Here is a 15985-nt window from a genome sequence, read left to right as displayed (position 1 = left end):
ATGGGTGAAGCAACCGCAAACGGCCTCGGACAACACGCACTTCACGCTGCGCATGAAGCGCCGGCGGCCGTGGCCCATGCCGACGCGCATCAGGAACATCCGATCAAGCTCTATCTGGTGGTCTGGGCATGGCTGTTCATTCTCAGCACATGCTCCTACCTGGTCGATTATTTCGGCCTTCACGGCTATCTCAGATGGTCGCTGATCCTGATCTTCATGATCCTCAAGGCAGGGCTGATCGTCGCTGTCTTCATGCACATGGCCTGGGAACGGCTGGCGCTGACCTACGCGATCATCCTGCCGCCGATATTGGTGCTGGTGTTCGTGACGATGATGGTCCTCGAAGCGGATTACACGCTTTTCACCCGGCTGGCGTTTTTCGGATCCGGACCCTGAAGCGCAAACCGGATTTGCCTAGGACATTTCCGGTCGGGACCCACACATGCGGCGTGCGTCCAGTTCCGTTGCCGGCGCCTTGAAACAATCGGCAGCTGGTCCATTTTTGTTAAAGCATGATCCCGAAAAGCGGATCCGGTTTTTGCTGCGCTGACCTTCGATTCGGAAAGATCATGCTCAAACAAGGGAGGCCAAGATGACGATCGCAAACAGACTGAAGGACTTCATCGACGGCAAGGGAATTCCCTACGACACCGTCGCTCATCATCGCACTTCGACAAGCCGGCAGGCGGCAATAGCCGCGCATGTGCCCGGCAGTATCATGGCGAAATCCGTGGTCGTTCACCACGAACTTGGCTATGCAGTGGCCGTGGTTCCGAGCACCCACAGGATCGAGCTCGGCACATTGCAAGACGTCATGGACAAACGTCTCGGACTCGCCTCCGAAGACGAGATGATTTCGCTCTTCGGTGATTGCGACACTGGCGCCATCCCGCCCATCGGCGCGGCCTACAATGTACCGGTGATCGTCGATGAAAGCCTTGGCGACGCCACCGACGTCTACTTCGAAGGCGGCGATCATAAAACGCTGGTGCATGTCAGCGGCAAGGATTTCCGCAACCTGACCATGGGCGCATACCAGGCCCGCTTCAGCCATCCGGCTTACTGACGGCTTCGATCAAACCCGCAACGGCACCCTCGCTGGTGCGGTGAGGCAGAACGTCCTCAACTCGCCGATCTGGCGGGCGGCTCCACGACCTTGCGGTAGACATGCCAGGTGGCATGACCGAGGATCGGCAACACGACGGCCAGCCCGGCGAACACCGGCAGCGAGCCGATGATCAGGGCGACGGCGACAATCAGTCCCCAGACAGCCATGGTGATCGGGTTCGCCAGCACCGCACGCACCGAGGTGTGGATGGCTTCGTAGGCGCCGACGTCGCGGTCGAGCAACAATGGGAAGGCGACGACCGTTGTGCACAGCACCACCACAGCGAAGGCGAAGCCGATGGCGTGACCCAGGATAATAAGCGTCCAGCCGCGTCCGGTGGCGAATATTTCATTGATGAAGCCGGATATCGATTCCGGCGGCGCCGGGCCGAAGAGATACTGGTAAAATAGCTGAGCGGTCAGAAGCCAACTGATGAAGATTGCCAGCAGCATGATCCCGACCGCCGCGATGGCTGGCAGCGCCGGAGAATTCCTGACCTCGAAAGCGTGCCTCCAGGAGGTGTCGAGTCCGGCTTCCCGTCTGCGGCTGATTTCATAGAGGCCTATCGCCGCGAATGGGCCGATCAGCGCAAAACCAGAGACCAGCGGAAACAACAACGGCAAGGCGTTGGCGCCCGAAGTCCAGGCGGCGAGCACGACGCCCACGAGCGGATAGAGCAGGCAGAGAAAGACGATGTGCGACGGTTTGACCATGAAATCTTCGACGCCCCGCTTGAGCGCGTCGAAAAGGTCGGAAACACCGATTTTTCGAATTTTGGTATGTTCCAGCGTCTCGCTGGCGCCTGCTACAACATGAAAACTTGCCATGACCGTTCCTCCAGATCGGGTCCGGTAAGGTCGCGGTTTCACGGTGCTGCCGTTCTGCATGACTGGCCACGCAAAACCGCGACCTGCACCACAACCAACATACTCTTTTGCCAAGGACTTGTCGCCCTTTGTCGGAAGAACTCCGGCGGCTAGCTCTGGTGGTCTTTTTTCGGTAGTCTCGTACAGCTCCACGCGCCCTTCTTGGGTGCGCAAAGGACGCTGGGCCACGTTGATCGGCGCATGATCCTTTCCGAAAATCGATCCCGATTTTCGGGGTCGTGCGCGGGGTCAAAGGTGAAGGTCATGGATGGAAGGACGCTTCTCATACTCGGCCTTGGCATAGTCGCGCTGCTGATCCTGGGATTCTGTGCAATACCATCGTGATGTTCGAGCCTGTCCCGGCGTGCAATGTCTTCAATGCAACAATTACCGATCAGCCCTCTCGGCCCGTCCAAGAACAGTGGTCATGCCATCAACCTCCGACTGACGTGAACGCTCGCACTGCGATGGTGTCGGCAAGCAGCATGGCAAAGATCGCGAAAAGATAGAAAATCGAGAAGGCGAACAGCGCCTTTTCAGGCTTCATCTCTCGGTCTGGAGCGACCAGGACCTTCCAGGCGTGCCAGATGAAACCCGCGCCCAAAGCGGCCGAAACAAGTCCATAGAACCCGCTCGCGAATCCGAACGCCCAGGGCAGCACGCCGATTGGCGCCAAGAGCAGTGAATAGGCGAGTATCTGTCTTCTGGTCGAAGCCTGGCCAGCCACGTTCGGCATCATCGGGATGCCGGCAGCTGCGTAGTCGCCGACCTTGAACAGCGCGAGCGCCCAGAAATGCGGCGGCGTCCACAGAAAGATGATCAGGAACAGGATGACGCTTTCGATGCCGATCGCGCCCGTGGCGGCCGCCCAGCCAATGACAGGAGGAAGGGCACCCGCCGCGCCGCCGATGACGATGTTCTGCGGCGTCGATCGCTTCAGCCACATCGTATAGATGACGACGTAGAAGAAGATGGTGAAGGCCAGCAGCGATGCGGCAAGCCAGCCCACCAGCACGCCGAGCGTCATGACCGAAAGGGCGGAAAGCACCAGGCCAAAGCCGAGAGCTTCACCCGGCGTGACGCGGCCCGACGGAACTGGCCGCTTTGATGTGCGAGACATCAGCGCGTCGATATCGGCGTCGTACCACATGTTGAGGGCCCCGGCCGCTCCGGCTCCGATCGCAATCGCACCGATTGCGATCACGGCGATGACCGGATTCATCGCGCCAGGCGCCGCCATCAGGCCAACGAAAGCAGTGAATACGGCAAGCGCCATGACCCGCGGCTTCAAAAGCGCGAAGAAATCACCCGCCGTCGCTTCCGACAGGCGGATGCCGGTATCCTTGAGGCGGCTTTCCCTAGTCGACATCTCAGGCCGATGGAAGCAGGCGACCTAATGCGTGTCGCTCAAAATTGGTCCGGTTTTGAGACGTATGGCGGGGGAGCCAGGTCACTTGGAGAACGTTTTCAGGTAGGCAATGACGTTGGCCACGTCTGCATCGTTCTTGAGGCCGGCAAACGCCATCTTGGTCCCTTTGACCATGGCCTTGGGATCGTGAAGGTAGGTCGTCAGTGTTGGTTCGTCCCATTTGACGCCGGATTTGCCGGCGGCAATCATGGCATCGGAATATTTGAAATCCGGATGCGTACCGGCCGTCCGGCCGATGACACCGTGCAGTGATGGGCCGATCTTGTTCTTATCCTCGTCTGCGATGTGGCAGACCTTGCATTTGGTGAAGACCTTCTCGCCAGCCGCAGCATCCTGAGCCTGCGACGGATTGGCGGCGAAGGTTGCAACAGACACGACGGCGAAAAACGCGGCCAAGCGCATGGCATTTCCTCCCTGATCGTCAAATGTGCCTGAGATGATCTGCGCATGCCGGTACCACCAGCGATGCGCCTTGTACGGCAGAACAGATTATTCACTTCTCCCCACATGGAATTGCGGCACCTATATACCACAGAATCTGACCGGTAGGTAGAAGAGGCCTCGGGCTGATCCAGCGCATTTGTAGATGATGTCGCGACGCCGGACGGCCGCGTTTTCACCGAGCAGGCATATGCCCTTGCCTCGGCTTCGGCGATCTCGTTAGGATTTCTTGTCGCCGTTTGGATTGGGCACCGGTGCCTCTCGCACGTCTCGCGGTGGCGGATCGATATGTTCAAGTTCTGACGGTGCTTCTTTGTCGCGATGGACAGGTACCTTCTTCGGTTCGGGCCTCGGTGGCGGTTCCTTGATCGTGTTGGACATGATCCAGTTAATCGGATCGCCGGTCTCTTGTTCCGTTAGCGAGCCTAAAAACTGGAAGCCAGAGGAACCGGGAGCGTTGAAGAGCGTTCTGTCGCATGCTGAAGAAAATCGCCCTCGCCGCCGTGCTGGTCCAGGTTGCCGTCTTTTCGGCTCTCACAACCCAGACGGTTCTTTTCGCGTCTACAGCCACCCAAGCTGCCAACGCGCGACCTGGCGACCCTGTCGCGGTCACCGGGAAAGAACGCGCCGAGGCGACGTGGTCCAATATTCCCAATCATTGCCTCAGACGGATTGAGGCGAGAAAGCCTGTCGAGACGACCTTAGCGATCGCCGGGCAACAATAGCCCGCCCCCTTATTGCAGGGGTGAATCGATCTTGCAAACCCCGCCCCGCCACCTTAAAGCGCAATGATTCCTGCTACTTGCGGCGTGGGGATAGTGCGTTGGTTGGGCAAGAATTGGCAATGACTAGGCAGCGGCAGGGCTTTCGACTGCTCCAAATGGTATGCGTCAGGCGGGCATTGCTGCCGGCAAAGGACCCACCGGATCGGTTGCCCCGGAAAGACGACCGCCTGCTCGGGATGTGCCGGCCTGGGGACGCTGGCAGAACCTCCGCTGAAGGCTGTCGCATAGCCCTGATCGGGTCGCATTCCCCTGATGACGAGTCGCGGCTTCGACGAACTGCGTATTCTATGCCACTGATGCGTCTTCTTCAGGTGGCGGCGTCAAAACTGTGATGTCCATCCTGGCTATCTTGGATGCCGCGCGGCCTTGCGCACCAGAATCCACATCGCCGGTTGCGGCAACCATGATTTTGGCGAGATGTCCCACGGCGTCTGCGCTGCGGCCTGGCGAAAATTCTTCGCTCGTTTCCGGCTTTCCCACCGCCGTTTGTTTTTCCGGCACTTGCCGATGTTGATTTGCGATTGCGGCAACCATTGAAACCTCCTGTGGCAACACCTTGACCTTATATTAGCGCTGACTGTTGTGGGGCTGACCTGGCAAGTCCGCCGGGAGCCACAATCAGGGGCGTGAAGAACCTTGCTAACCAACTGCGCCGCCGCACGAGATCCGCTGGCTCAGCGCTACCTTGCGTGCATCTGACCGCCGCGCAATGCTGGCGCCAAGGGGAGAGAATCATGCGAAAAATTCTGGTATCGATGCTGCTGCTCGCGGCGGCCTTTTCCGTAAACCCGGCTTGGGCGCTGGACAGCAGCGGAATGCCCGTCGTGGTGACGCCACTGGCATCGCGCACGACGACCGCGTCCGGTCAGCCGATCACATTGCCGCGGAAAAACGTGCAGGTGCTGGTGTCGACCTATGACATCGCGCCGGGCGCGACCTTGCCGGTCCACAGACATCCCTTCCCGCGCTACGCCTATGTCCAGGCCGGCACGCTGAAGGTCACCAATGTCGAGACCGGCAACAGCAACACCTACAAATCAGGCGATTTCATCATCGAAATGATCGGCCAGTGGCATCAGGCCACCAATATCGGCGATATCGAGGTCAAGCTGCTGGTTATCGATCAGGTCGAAGAAGGCGCCAAGAACACGGAACTGCGCCAGTAGCGGTCAGGTCTGCGCCCAGCGGCCGGGAGGCGGCGCTCCCGCGCGTCATCGCGCCGTCACGCACAACCACCCTGCCCAGGCACTTGACCCCACGCACTTGACCCCCAACCACTCATCCCCAGGCGCCGACCATCTGCCGTGTCGTGGCGTTCAGCCGGTTGAAGGCGTTGATGAGCGCAATCTGGATGACCAGCGCGGCAAGCGCCTTTTCATCATAGTGCCGGGCGGCCTCGTCCCAGACATCGTCCGGCACCGCGTCCGGCCGGTCGGCGAGCCGTGTGCCGGCTTCAGTCAGCGCAAGGGCCGCGCGTTCGGCGTCGGTGAAGTAAGGCGTCTCCCGCCATGCCGCCAGGGCAAAGATACGCTCGTCCTTTTCGCCGGCCTTCTTCAACTCGCGGGAATGCATGTCGACGCAGACGGCGCAGTAGTTGATCTGGCTGGCGCGCAGATGGATGAGCTTGCGCGTCACGTAAGGCACATCGGCAGCCTCGGTCGACTTGTCCAGCGCCAGCAGCGCCTGCACGGAACCGGGAATGAGCATCACCGGGTTCTTGATTCTTGCTTGCATGGTCTTTCTCCTTTGAGTTCGTCGGGACGTGCTTTGCCGACCCGGATGCAAGGCATCCGAGGTTGTGAATTTGAAAGGATTGTCGGCCGCAACGCCGCGCCGCCAACAGGAAACCCATAACCATATGGCTATGGATTTTACTCATAACTCAACGGTTATGAGAATCAAGCAGGAAATGTCCGCTGGCCCAAATGGCGGCGCGCTGTTCGCGCTTTCACACCAACCGGCCTGATGCTAGGGCTGGCAGCGACATCATGGATTGGATAGCCCCTTGACCAGAGAAACTCGCCTGCCGCTGATCGAAATTTGTGTCGAAGGTATTGACGGCCTTCTGGCAGCACAGGCTGCCGGCGCCGACCGGGTCGAACTGTGCGCCAGCCTCATTGAAGGAGGCATCACGCCGAGCCTCGGCACCGTGCGCGCCGCCCTCGACCAGGCGACGGTGCCGTTTCACGTCATGGTGCGGCCGCGCGGCGGCGATTTTCTCTACAGCGACACCGAGTACGCCTCGATGCTCGCCGATGTCTCGGCACTGCGCGAACTCGGCGTGCCCGGCGTGGTGTTTGGCTGCCTGAATGCCGACGGCACCATTGACGAGGCGCGCATGAGCCAACTGACGCAGGCTGCGGGCGCCTTGAACGTCACCTGCCACCGCGCCTTCGACATGACGCGCGACCCGGCCGAGGCGCTGGAAGCGCTGATCCGCAGCAAGGTCGGCCGCGTGCTGACCAGCGGCCAGCGCGACACGGCAGTCGAAGGCGCGTCACTTCTGGCGGATCTTGTGCGGCAGGCCGGCGAGCGCATCGTCATCCTCGGCTGCGGTGGGCTCGATCTTGGCAACATCGCCGAAGTGCGGAGGAACACCGGCCTATCCGAAATGCACTTCGCCGCCCTCAAGGACGTGCCAAGCGCCATGGACTACCGCAACTCCCATGTCGGCATGGGCGGCTCCGATCTCGACCGCGAGTATCGCAACACCTTGACCGACACACCGCTGGTGGCGGCGACCATCGCTGCAGCCAAGGCATGAGCGCGACCCCTGCCCCAATTAGCCGCGTCTCGGCCGAAGACGAAGCGGCGATCCTGGCGCTCAACAATAAGCATGCCGCCGAACTGTCGTGGCTGGAGCCCGAACGGCTGTCCTTCCTGCTCGGCGAAGCATTTTACGCGCGCCGCATTGGGGACCTCGAAGCCTTCATCATGACCTTCGACCAGAACGCTCGTTACGACAGCCCGAATTTCTTGTGGTTTCGCGAGCGCTACGAGCGCTTCGTCTATGTCGATCGGGTGGTGGCGGCGCAAGCGCGTGGCCGCGGCCATGCCCGCCGGCTCTATCAGGACCTGTTCGGCAATGTTGAGCGCGCCGGCCACACGCTGGTCACCTGCGAAGTCAACATCGACCCGCCGAACCCCGCCTCGGATGCCTTTCACGCCGCCCTCGGCTTTGCCGAAGCCGGCGACGCCGTGATCCATGGCGGCAAGAAAGCAGTGCGCTATTACGTCAGGTCGTTGAAGACATAGAGGGCGAGCGCGCCGCAAGACGCCTGAACGGCTCTATTGCCTCACCAATTGCGGTTGAGCCATTCGCGTGCCGGCCGCTCGATGAGGTAGTAGCTGCACAGCGCGCAGACGAAAACGCCGGCCAGCATCAGGATCGGCGCGCTGCCTTGTTCATAGACGAATTTGTAGAACGGCTGTTGCCACAGATAGAGCGAATACGACCACAGCCCCAGCGTTGCCATCGGCCAGGAGGACAGCAATCCGGAAAAATACCGGGGGCTGAAATCGAGCACATTGACGGCCAGAGCCAGCAGCGGGACGGCGAAGAGATAGTGGATCGGCGTCGGCACCGGATCGAGGAACAGCAGAACGGCGCAGATCGATGCTGCCAGCGCCACATGCTTGCCACTCAAGAACGCCGGCAGCCTGTCATCGGCCTTGAGCAGGCAGATCGAAGCCGACAGCAGGATCGACGCGATATGCACATCGGTGCGCCAATAGGTGGTTTCGTAGTCCATCCCGAAGACCCAGTACGAAATCGCGCCGTTGGCCATGGCAAGCAAGGCCAGCGCCAGGAGCAGCACGACGACGCGAGAGCGCGTTGAGACGATGACGCTGATCAGCGCCAGGATGATATAGGCGTGCTCCTCGATGCAGAGCGACCAGATGTGGTCGAGCGCCCCTGCCCGCGTCACCAGAATGCCGGCATAATTGTAGGTGAATGTCAGCGCCGTCAGCGCCGCCTTCCATTTGAAGGCGACGAAGGTGCTGGAGAGCGCAATCATCGCGACGATCACGAAAATCAGAAGCGCCGGATAGATGCGGGAGAACCGGCGCTTGAAGAATTTCTTCAGCGGATAGCGTTCGATGAACAGGATCTCGCCCATCAGCCGGCCGCTGAGCACGAAGAAGAATTCAACGCCCAGAACGCCTAGATTGATTCCGGGGACGGGAAAGAAATGGCCGATCAGTACCAGGGCGATCGACAGGCCGCGCCAGCCGTCGAGATAGGCCAGTCTTGTTCTGATCCGTCTGTCGGCGACGGACCGGGACGGAATGACATGCGTCGCGGAGATGTCGGTCATGCCGATCCTTTCGCATTGGGCATGCGAAAGGGCACGGCGGTACAATCCGAACCCGGCTCGCATTCCCGCCCCAGTCCATATTGCGGTGCAAGATAAATTTGTGCAAGTGCGAGATTGCTGCTGGATCAGTGCCAGGCGAAGTACCGGTGGGAATTGCTGCAAGGAGGATTGGCGCGCGCCCGCGATTCCATCAAGGACTGGAAGCAACAGGTCGCCACATACGAAAAAGGGGCCGCAGTGGCCCCTTTCGTTGCGCCCGAGTGCTGGTGTTAGGCGTTGGCGGCAGCAACCGCGCGCTTGGCCATCACCGCGATCAGATTGGCGCGATAGTCGGCGGAAGCGTGGATGTCGGTCATCAGATCCTTCGCCGGCACCTTCACGCCATCGAGTGCCGCGGCCGCGAAATTCTTGGCGAGTGCGGCCTCGATCTCCTTCGAGCGGAAGACGCCGTCGTCGCCGGCGCCGGTGACGGCAACGCTGACGCCATCCTTGCCCTTGGCCACGAACACGCCAACGATGGCGTAGCGCGATGCCGGATTGCGGAACTTTTCATAGGCCGCTTTGGCCGGCGCGGTGAAGGTAATGGCGGTGATGATTTCGCCATCTTTCAACGATGTCTCGAACAGGCCCTTGAAGAACTTGTCCGCCGCGATCTGGCGCTTGTTGGTGACGATGGTGGCGCCCAACGCCAGCAGTGCCGCCGGATAGTCGGCCGCCGGATCGTTGTTGGCGATCGAGCCGCCGATCGTCCCTTTGTGGCGCACCGCCGGATCGCCGATCAGCGATGCCAGATGGGCAAGCGCAGGGCAGGCCTTCTTCAGCTTCTCGTCATTGGCAACGGCGTGATGCGTGGTGGCGGCGCCGATGGTGACCGTCTTGCCAGATACCTTGACACCCTGCAGCTCCTTGATCCGCGAGAGGTCGACAAGGTCGGACGGCGCGGCAAGCCGCGTCTTCATCGCCGGGATCAGCGTCATGCCGCCCGAAAGCAGCTTGGCGTCACCCGTCTTGACCAGCTTGGCGGCATCGGTGACCGAGGCGGCACGGTGATAGTTGACTGAGTACATTTGTCTTTCTCCCTTGGGTGAAAGAGCGAATAGGGAGTAGCGAATAGCGAATAGGATCTGTCCCGTCGCACCGCCTTCTCTGCCCTATTCGCTACTCCCTATTCGCTATTCGCTTTCAATGTTTCGTCGCGCGGATAGCTGCCCACACGGTGGACGGCGATGCCGGCATGGCGAGATCGTTGCTGCCGATGGCGTCGGTGATGGCGTTGATCACCGCCGGCGGCGAGCCGATGGCACCAGCCTCGCCGCAGCCCTTGACGCCGAGCGGATTGCCCGGGCACGGCGTATTCGAGGTCGAGACCTTGAACGACGGCAGGTCACCGGCGCGCGGCATGGTGTAGTCCATGTAGCTCGCGGTCAAAAGCTGGCCGCTGTTGTCATAGTGGGCGCCTTCGAGCAGTGCCTGGCCGATGCCTTGCGCCAGTCCGCCATGCACCTGGCCCTCGACGATCATCGGGTTGATGATGTTGCCGAAATCGTCGGCGGCGACGAACTGGACGATCTCGGTCACGCCGGTTTCCGGGTCGACCTCGACCTCGCAGATGTAGCAGCCGGCCGGGAAGGTGAAATTCGACGGATCATAGAACGCCGTCTCCTTCAGCCCTGGCTCCATGCCGCCCGGCAGGTTGTGGGCGGTGTAGGCGGCGAGCGCCATCTGGAACCACGGAACGTTCTTGTCGGTGCCGGCGACCTTCAGCGCGCCGTTCTCGATGATGATGTCGCCCTCGTCGGCCTCAAGCAGGTGTGCCGCGATCTTCTTGGCCTTGGCCTCGACCTTGTCGAGCGCCTTGACGACGGCCGACATGCCGACCGCGCCCGAGCGCGAGCCATAGGTGCCCATGCCCATCTGCACCTTGTCGGTGTCGCCATGGACGATCGAGACGGAATCGAGCGGCACGCCGAAGCGCTCGTTGACCAGTTGCGCGAAGGTCGTCTCATGGCCCTGGCCGTGGCTATGCGAGCCGGTCAGCACCTCGATCGTGCCGACGGCATTGACGCGCACCTCGGCACTTTCCCAAAGGCCGACACCGGCGCCGAGCGAACCGACGGCGGCTGACGGCGCGATGCCGCAGGCCTCGATGTAGCAGCTCATGCCGATGCCGCGCAGCAGGCCCTTCTTGGCAGCCGCTGCCTTGCGCTTGGCAAAGCCGGCATAGTCCGACGCCTTCATCGCCGCGTCGAGCGAAGCCGCGTAGTCGCCAGCGTCATAGCACATGATGACCGGCGTCTGGTGCGGGAACGAGGTGACAAAGTTCTTGCGGCGCAACTCGGCCGGCGAGACGCCGAACTGGCGCGCGGCGGTCTCCATCATGCGTTCCATGACGAACGTCGCTTCCGGCCGCCCTGCCCCGCGATAGGCATCGACGGGCGCGGTGTTGGTGTAGATCGCCTTCACATTGGCGTGGATCGCCGGGATATTGTACTGGCCCGACAGCAGCGTCGCGTAGAGGTAAGTCGGCGTCGCCGACGAAAACAGTGACATATAAGCGCCGAGATTGGCCTTGGTTTCGACCTTGAGGCCGAGAATCTTGTGATCCTTGTCGAAGGCCATTTCGGCATGGGTGTGATGGTCGCGGCCATGTGCGTCGGTCAGAAAACTCTCGGTCCGGTCGGCCACCCATTTGACCGGAACGCCGGTCTTCTTCGAGGCCCACAGGCAGACGATCTCTTCGGGATAGATGTAGATTTTCGAGCCGAAGCCGCCGCCGACATCGGGCGCAATCACGCGCAGCTTGTTTTCCGGCGCGACGTTGTAGAAGGCACTCATCACCAGCCGCGCCACATGCGGGTTCTGCGAGGTCGTCCAGCAGGTGTAGTGGTCCTCCGCCTTGTCGTAATGGCCAAGCGCCGCCCGCGGCTCCATGGCGTTGGGCACCAGCCGGTTGTTGATGATGTCCATCTTGACGACATGGGCTGCCTTCTTGAAGGCCGCTGCCGTATCGTCGGCATTGCCGATGTCCCAGTCGAAGATCAGATTGTTGTCGGCCTCGGGGTGGATCTGCGGCGCACCCTTGTCCATCGCCTTGGAGGCATCGACGACGGCATTCAGCTCCTTGTAGGTGATCTCGACAGCCTCGGCGGCATCACGTGCCTGCCCCTTGGTCTCGGCGACGACAATGACGACGGCATCGCCGACGTAACGGACCCGGTCGAAAGCGAGTGGCGACCACGCCCCCATCTTCATCGGCGAGCCATCCTTGGAATGGATCATCCAGCCGCAGATGAGGTTGCCGATGCCGTCGGCCTTGAGTTCCTTGCCGGTCAGCACGCCGATGACGCCGGGCATGGCTTGGGCCTTCTTGACGTCGATGTTCTTGATCTGCGCATGCGCGTGCGGGCTGCGCACGAAGGCCGCGTGCTTCATGCCGGGAACCACCATGTCGTCGACATAACGACCGGCGCCGGTGATGAATCGTTTGTCTTCCTTGCGCGCGACCCGAGCGCCAACACCTTCAATGCCCATCAGAAATTCCTCCCGAAATGCTGAAATAGCGAATAGTGAGTAGCGAAGATGGAGAGCCGCGTTCAGTCAGTGGGATACTGACTATTCGCTACTCACTTGATCTCACGCAGCCTGTCTCGCTCTGCCCTTCGACGCCTTCGACATCGTCTTCGATGCGGCGAGGATCGCCTTGACGATGTTGTGGTAGCCGGTACAGCGGCAGATGTTGCCTTCGAGCTCGGCGCGCACCGTCGCCTCGTCGAGGCCCTCGGGATGGCGACTGATCATGTCGGTCGCCGTCATGATCATGCCCGGCGTGCAGAAACCGCACTGCAGCCCGTGATGTTCCTTGAAGGCGGCCTGCACCGGATGCAGGTCGGCGCCATTGGCCAGGCCCTCGATCGTCACCACGGTCGACCCGGAGGCCTGCACCGCGAGCATCGAGCAGGATTTGACCGCCTTGCCGTCGACATGGACGACGCAGGCGCCGCATTGCGAGGTGTCGCAACCGACATGCGTGCCGGTAAGGCCAAGATTTTCCCGCAGGAAGTGAACCAGAAGCGTTCGGTCCTCGGCAGCACCGCTGACCCGTTTTCCGTTCACCATCAACGAAACGTCCGACATGGTCCCTCCCTGGGTATTAACCTTGGTCATCACGCTGCCGACGCGGTGTTGGCGCGTCAGCCATGCGTTATTCGTACACCGCACACCGGACAAAAAACAGCACGTCGCAAACGCGGCACATTGTACTTTCGGTCATGGCGCCCAGACGTGCAGTCCCGGTCGCCCCATTGCCAAAACAGGGATTGGGGGCAACAATGTTGGTCGACGCCCGCGCGCCAGAAGCATGTAAAAACAGCGCGCACAAAAATGCGTCGGAGGAAATGCGGAGAACATCGCTGGCCAGTTCACGGACGCGCTATGCATGCGGCCTGTCGGCGCTCACCACGGACGAGCCCGACATGGAGGCGTTTGCCAGGGCGATCGCGCTGGAGGCAGCCGCTATCGACGCCGGCTTTGTCCTGCTGTTCTTTTCCCAGAGCCTGGTCGAGGCCAGCGCCCTTTCCCGGGCGCTCATGACCCACGCGCCGGCGCTCCACCACGCCGGCTGCTCGACTGCCGGCGAGATCACGCCGCAAGGTCTCGAGGACGGTCATGTGCTCGCCATGCTGCTTCCGTCCGCCGTGTTCACCGCCGTCAGTGTGATGGTCGACAATCTGTCGTCGTCTGGCATGGACAGGATCACCAGTGAGGTCGAGGGCTTGCGGCGGTCGCTGCGCGCGCGCCTGGGTTGCGACCGGACAAAAGGCACATTCGCGCTCTGCTTCATCGACGGGCTCTCCTATGCCGAGGAAGCTGTGAGTTCGGCCATCCATTGGGGCCTCGACGACATACCGCTGCTTGGCGGCTCGGCCGGCGACGATCTGAAGTTCGAGACGACGCGCCTGATCTCCAACGGCCGGGTCACCTCCGACAGCGCCATCATCGTGCTGATATCAACCGAAATTCCCTTCCATGTCTTCAAGACCGACAACTTCGTTCCCACCGACGAAAAGCTGGTGGTGACGGCGTCCGATCCCGATCACCGCATCGTGCGCGAGTTCAACGCCACCAATGCGGCAGAGGAATATGCCGCCTCCGTCGGCATCGTCCCGCAGATGCTGACGCCGCTGAGCTTTGCCTCGCATCCGGTGGTGGTGAAGGTCGGCGGTGAATATTACTGCCGGTCGATCCAGAAGATGCATGCCGACGGCTCGCTGTCGTTCTTCTGCGCCATAGACGACGGCGTCGTGCTGTCGATCGCCCAGCCCAAGGACATGATCGAAGCGACGCGCGCCGCACTGCGCGATGTCGAGGAGAGGCTTGGCAGCATCGACATGATCCTCGGCTTCGACTGCGTGCTGCGCCGCCTGGACGCGCGCAACCGGCAAGTGTTCCGCGATATCTCGGAGCTCTACCGGGTCAACAATGTCATCGGCTTCGGCACCTATGGCGAACAGTACCGGTCGATGCATTTGAACCAGACTTTTACCGGCATCGCCTTTGGCGACCGCCAGGCGGCAGAATAAGGCGGCGAAACAAGATGCCGCTGAGAGACATAAACGATCTCGAAAAGCTGAAGAAGATCAACGCGGCACTGGTCAGCCGCGTCGAACGGTCGATGGACCAACAAGGCAACGCCTTCTCGCTGTTCCAGACCGCGATTTCCCTGGAAAACCGGGTGCGCACGCGCACGGAGGAGCTGCATTCGACGCTGCGGCGGCTGGAGCAGTCGAACATCGACCTCAGCGCCGCCAAGGAAAACGCCGAACTGGCGAACCTGTCGAAGACCCGCTTCCTCGCCGCCGCCAGCCACGACGTGCTGCAGCCGCTGAACGCGGCCCACCTCTCCGTTTCGGCGCTCGCCGAAGTGCAGACCAGCGACGAGGGCAAGAAGCTGGTACGGCAGGTCGAGCGCTCGCTGGAGACGATGGAGGATCTGCTGCGCACGCTGCTCGACATCTCCAAGCTCGATGCCGGCGTGGTGCAGCCCGACACAAGCGACGTCAGCCTCGAGGCGCTGTTCTCGTCGCTGCGCTCGGATTTCCAGCCGGTGGCGGAACTGAAGGGCCTGTCGCTGAAATTCCGGCCGGTCAATGCCGTGGTCCGCTCAGACCGCACGCTGCTGCGCCGCATCTTGCAGAACATTCTCTCCAACGCGCTGGGCTACACCCGCTCGGGCGGCGTACTTGTCGGCACCAGGCATCGCGGCGACACCATCCGCATCGACGTCGCCGACACCGGTTGCGGCATTCCCGACGACCAGCGCGAGGCGGTGTTCGAGGAATTCCACCGCGGCACCTCCTCGGCCAATGCCGAACTGGACGGCGGCGGTCTCGGGCTCGGGCTCGCCATCGTGCGCCGCATGGCCAGCGCGCTCGGCCATCCCGTGACATTTTCGTCGAAGGTCGGCCGCGGCACGATCTTCCACATCGATGTTCCCGTCGGTATCGGCGCCCCGGCCGACGCCATCGCCAGCATCGCCGATATGGAACGGCCGCGCGGCTACGGCCTGTTCGGCACCAAGGTGCTGCTGGTCGAGAACGATGTCGAGGTGCTGCAGGCCATGACCTTCCTGCTCCAACGCTGGCAATGCCTGGTGCGGGCAGCGACCTCGACCGACGATGCGCTCGACATGCTTGGTGACACCGACTGGGTCCCCGACATCGTCATTGCCGACCAGCACCTCGACGGCGGCGATCTCGGCACCGCCACCATCGCCGAGGTCCGCGACTATCTCGGCCGCGCCGTGCCGGCGCTGATCGTCACCGCCGACAGTTCCGAGGCGGTCGCCAAGGCCGCCCGCGCCGGCGGCATCGAACTGATGCGCAAGCCGCTGAAGCCTGCGCAACTCAGAGCGTTGCTGGCGCATTTGTTGGCCTAATGCATGTCGGCCAAAAGCGCGCAGCGGTTTTGGGACAACGACATGCATAAAAACTAAAGACCCCTTCTCACGCATTATTCCGATCGTTTTGAAAGGAGCGCGC

The 15985-nt window shown here is 61.6% G+C and carries 17 protein-coding genes; 8 read left to right on the top strand and 9 right to left on the bottom strand.

Annotated features, from left to right (window positions below; translation table 11 throughout):
• On the top strand, nucleotides 1-396 hold the full coding sequence (locus NKI73_RS06300; protein ID WP_352627989.1) for a cytochrome C oxidase subunit IV family protein: 396 nt from the start codon (nucleotides 1-3) through the stop codon (nucleotides 394-396).
• Between the two features lie 196 nt (nucleotides 397-592).
• Nucleotides 593-1066: an aminoacyl-tRNA deacylase gene (locus NKI73_RS06295; protein ID WP_352627988.1), complete on the top strand. Its 474-nt coding sequence runs from the start codon at nucleotides 593-595 to the stop codon at nucleotides 1064-1066.
• 56 nt (nucleotides 1067-1122) lie between these two features.
• On the opposite strand, the gene NKI73_RS06290 is transcribed toward NKI73_RS06295, so the two are convergent.
• The 3 genes from NKI73_RS06290 to NKI73_RS06280 form a co-directional block, all read right to left on the bottom strand.
• Nucleotides 1123-1935, bottom strand: coding sequence for a DUF2189 domain-containing protein (locus tag NKI73_RS06290; RefSeq protein WP_352628139.1), 813 nt, complete (start codon nucleotides 1933-1935; stop codon nucleotides 1123-1125).
• A 472-nt stretch (nucleotides 1936-2407) separates the two neighbouring features.
• On the bottom strand, nucleotides 2408-3343 hold the full coding sequence (locus NKI73_RS06285) for a heme o synthase (protein WP_352627987.1): 936 nt from the start codon (nucleotides 3341-3343) through the stop codon (nucleotides 2408-2410).
• Nucleotides 3344-3424: 81 nt separating this feature from the next.
• On the bottom strand, nucleotides 3425-3805 hold the full coding sequence (locus NKI73_RS06280) for a c-type cytochrome (protein WP_352627986.1): 381 nt from the start codon (nucleotides 3803-3805) through the stop codon (nucleotides 3425-3427).
• Between the two features lie 515 nt (nucleotides 3806-4320).
• Here NKI73_RS06280 and NKI73_RS06275 point away from each other — a divergent pair.
• Nucleotides 4321-4569, top strand: a complete 249-nt coding sequence (locus NKI73_RS06275) for a hypothetical protein (protein WP_352627985.1) — start codon at nucleotides 4321-4323, stop codon at nucleotides 4567-4569.
• Nucleotides 4570-4914: 345 nt separating this feature from the next.
• On the opposite strand, the gene NKI73_RS06270 is transcribed toward NKI73_RS06275, so the two are convergent.
• The gene (locus tag NKI73_RS06270) at nucleotides 4915-5163 is read right to left on the bottom strand and encodes a hypothetical protein (RefSeq protein WP_352627984.1); all 249 of its coding nucleotides are present in this window, start codon (nucleotides 5161-5163) and stop codon (nucleotides 4915-4917) included.
• Nucleotides 5164-5363: 200 nt separating this feature from the next.
• On the opposite strand from NKI73_RS06270, the gene NKI73_RS06265 reads away from it, so the two are divergent.
• Nucleotides 5364-5795, top strand: coding sequence for a cupin domain-containing protein (locus tag NKI73_RS06265; protein WP_352627983.1), 432 nt, complete (start codon nucleotides 5364-5366; stop codon nucleotides 5793-5795).
• A gap of 112 nt (nucleotides 5796-5907) precedes the next feature.
• On the opposite strand, the gene NKI73_RS06260 is transcribed toward NKI73_RS06265, so the two are convergent.
• Nucleotides 5908-6363, bottom strand: a complete 456-nt coding sequence (locus NKI73_RS06260) for a carboxymuconolactone decarboxylase family protein (protein ID WP_352627982.1) — start codon at nucleotides 6361-6363, stop codon at nucleotides 5908-5910.
• 271 nt (nucleotides 6364-6634) lie between these two features.
• Here NKI73_RS06260 and NKI73_RS06255 point away from each other — a divergent pair, with 271 nt between their 5' ends.
• Nucleotides 6635-7393 carry a copper homeostasis protein CutC gene (locus tag NKI73_RS06255; protein WP_352627981.1) on the top strand — a complete coding sequence of 253 codons (759 nt, stop codon included), beginning with the start codon at nucleotides 6635-6637 and terminating at the stop codon, nucleotides 7391-7393.
• Nucleotides 7390-7884, top strand: coding sequence for a GNAT family N-acetyltransferase (locus NKI73_RS06250; RefSeq protein ID WP_352627980.1), 495 nt, complete (start codon nucleotides 7390-7392; stop codon nucleotides 7882-7884). The genes NKI73_RS06255 and NKI73_RS06250 overlap by 4 nt, the downstream gene beginning before the upstream one ends.
• Before the next feature lie 41 nt (nucleotides 7885-7925).
• Here the strand turns inward: NKI73_RS06250 and NKI73_RS06245 are convergent, their stop codons facing one another.
• The 4 genes from NKI73_RS06245 to NKI73_RS06230 form a co-directional block, all read right to left on the bottom strand.
• The gene (locus tag NKI73_RS06245) at nucleotides 7926-8948 is read right to left on the bottom strand and encodes an acyltransferase family protein (RefSeq protein WP_352627979.1); all 1023 of its coding nucleotides are present in this window, start codon (nucleotides 8946-8948) and stop codon (nucleotides 7926-7928) included.
• Between the two features lie 269 nt (nucleotides 8949-9217).
• The gene (locus NKI73_RS06240) at nucleotides 9218-10015 is read right to left on the bottom strand and encodes an FAD binding domain-containing protein (protein ID WP_352627978.1); all 798 of its coding nucleotides are present in this window, start codon (nucleotides 10013-10015) and stop codon (nucleotides 9218-9220) included.
• A gap of 115 nt (nucleotides 10016-10130) precedes the next feature.
• Nucleotides 10131-12479 carry a xanthine dehydrogenase family protein molybdopterin-binding subunit gene (locus NKI73_RS06235; RefSeq protein ID WP_352627977.1) on the bottom strand — a complete coding sequence of 783 codons (2349 nt, stop codon included), beginning with the start codon at nucleotides 12477-12479 and terminating at the stop codon, nucleotides 10131-10133.
• 102 nt (nucleotides 12480-12581) lie between these two features.
• Complete coding sequence (locus tag NKI73_RS06230; RefSeq protein ID WP_352627976.1) at nucleotides 12582-13082, bottom strand: (2Fe-2S)-binding protein; 501 nt, start codon at nucleotides 13080-13082, stop codon at nucleotides 12582-12584.
• Nucleotides 13083-13342: 260 nt separating this feature from the next.
• Here NKI73_RS06230 and NKI73_RS06225 point away from each other — a divergent pair, with 260 nt between their 5' ends.
• Both NKI73_RS06225 and NKI73_RS06220 read left to right on the top strand, forming a co-directional pair.
• A complete protein-coding gene (locus tag NKI73_RS06225) occupies nucleotides 13343-14527 on the top strand; it encodes an FIST N-terminal domain-containing protein (RefSeq protein ID WP_352627975.1) in 1185 nt (394 codons plus the stop codon).
• Nucleotides 14528-14541: 14 nt separating this feature from the next.
• A complete protein-coding gene (locus NKI73_RS06220; RefSeq protein WP_352627974.1) occupies nucleotides 14542-15882 on the top strand; it encodes a hybrid sensor histidine kinase/response regulator in 1341 nt (446 codons plus the stop codon).
• Nucleotides 15883-15985: the final 103 nt, after the last annotated feature.

The sequence above is a fragment of the Mesorhizobium sp. M0496 genome (assembly GCF_040321205.1).
In the GTDB taxonomy this organism is placed as follows: Bacteria; Pseudomonadota; Alphaproteobacteria; order Rhizobiales; family Rhizobiaceae; genus Mesorhizobium.
This window is presented reverse-complemented; position numbering and strand designations above follow the sequence as displayed.

Excerpts from the sequence above, each read along its gene's own strand:
- NKI73_RS06300 (WP_352627989.1), top strand. The coding sequence starts at position 1 with ATGGGTGAAGCAACCGCAAACGGCCTCGGACAACACGCACTTCACGCT.
- NKI73_RS06295 (WP_352627988.1), top strand. The coding sequence starts at position 593 with ATGACGATCGCAAACAGACTGAAGGACTTCATCGACGGCAAGGGAATT.
- NKI73_RS06290 (WP_352628139.1), bottom strand. The coding sequence starts at position 1,935 with ATGGCAAGTTTTCATGTTGTAGCAGGCGCCAGCGAGACGCTGGAACAT.
- NKI73_RS06285 (WP_352627987.1), bottom strand. The coding sequence starts at position 3,343 with ATGTCGACTAGGGAAAGCCGCCTCAAGGATACCGGCATCCGCCTGTCG.
- NKI73_RS06280 (WP_352627986.1), bottom strand. The coding sequence starts at position 3,805 with ATGCGCTTGGCCGCGTTTTTCGCCGTCGTGTCTGTTGCAACCTTCGCC.
- NKI73_RS06275 (WP_352627985.1), top strand. The coding sequence starts at position 4,321 with ATGCTGAAGAAAATCGCCCTCGCCGCCGTGCTGGTCCAGGTTGCCGTC.
- NKI73_RS06270 (WP_352627984.1), bottom strand. The coding sequence starts at position 5,163 with ATGGTTGCCGCAATCGCAAATCAACATCGGCAAGTGCCGGAAAAACAA.
- NKI73_RS06265 (WP_352627983.1), top strand. The coding sequence starts at position 5,364 with ATGCGAAAAATTCTGGTATCGATGCTGCTGCTCGCGGCGGCCTTTTCC.
- NKI73_RS06260 (WP_352627982.1), bottom strand. The coding sequence starts at position 6,363 with ATGCAAGCAAGAATCAAGAACCCGGTGATGCTCATTCCCGGTTCCGTG.
- NKI73_RS06250 (WP_352627980.1), top strand. The coding sequence starts at position 7,390 with ATGAGCGCGACCCCTGCCCCAATTAGCCGCGTCTCGGCCGAAGACGAA.
- NKI73_RS06245 (WP_352627979.1), bottom strand. The coding sequence starts at position 8,948 with ATGACCGACATCTCCGCGACGCATGTCATTCCGTCCCGGTCCGTCGCC.
- NKI73_RS06240 (WP_352627978.1), bottom strand. The coding sequence starts at position 10,015 with ATGTACTCAGTCAACTATCACCGTGCCGCCTCGGTCACCGATGCCGCC.
- NKI73_RS06235 (WP_352627977.1), bottom strand. The coding sequence starts at position 12,479 with ATGGGCATTGAAGGTGTTGGCGCTCGGGTCGCGCGCAAGGAAGACAAA.
- NKI73_RS06230 (WP_352627976.1), bottom strand. The coding sequence starts at position 13,082 with ATGTCGGACGTTTCGTTGATGGTGAACGGAAAACGGGTCAGCGGTGCT.
- NKI73_RS06225 (WP_352627975.1), top strand. The coding sequence starts at position 13,343 with ATGCGGAGAACATCGCTGGCCAGTTCACGGACGCGCTATGCATGCGGC.
- NKI73_RS06220 (WP_352627974.1), top strand. The coding sequence starts at position 14,542 with ATGCCGCTGAGAGACATAAACGATCTCGAAAAGCTGAAGAAGATCAAC.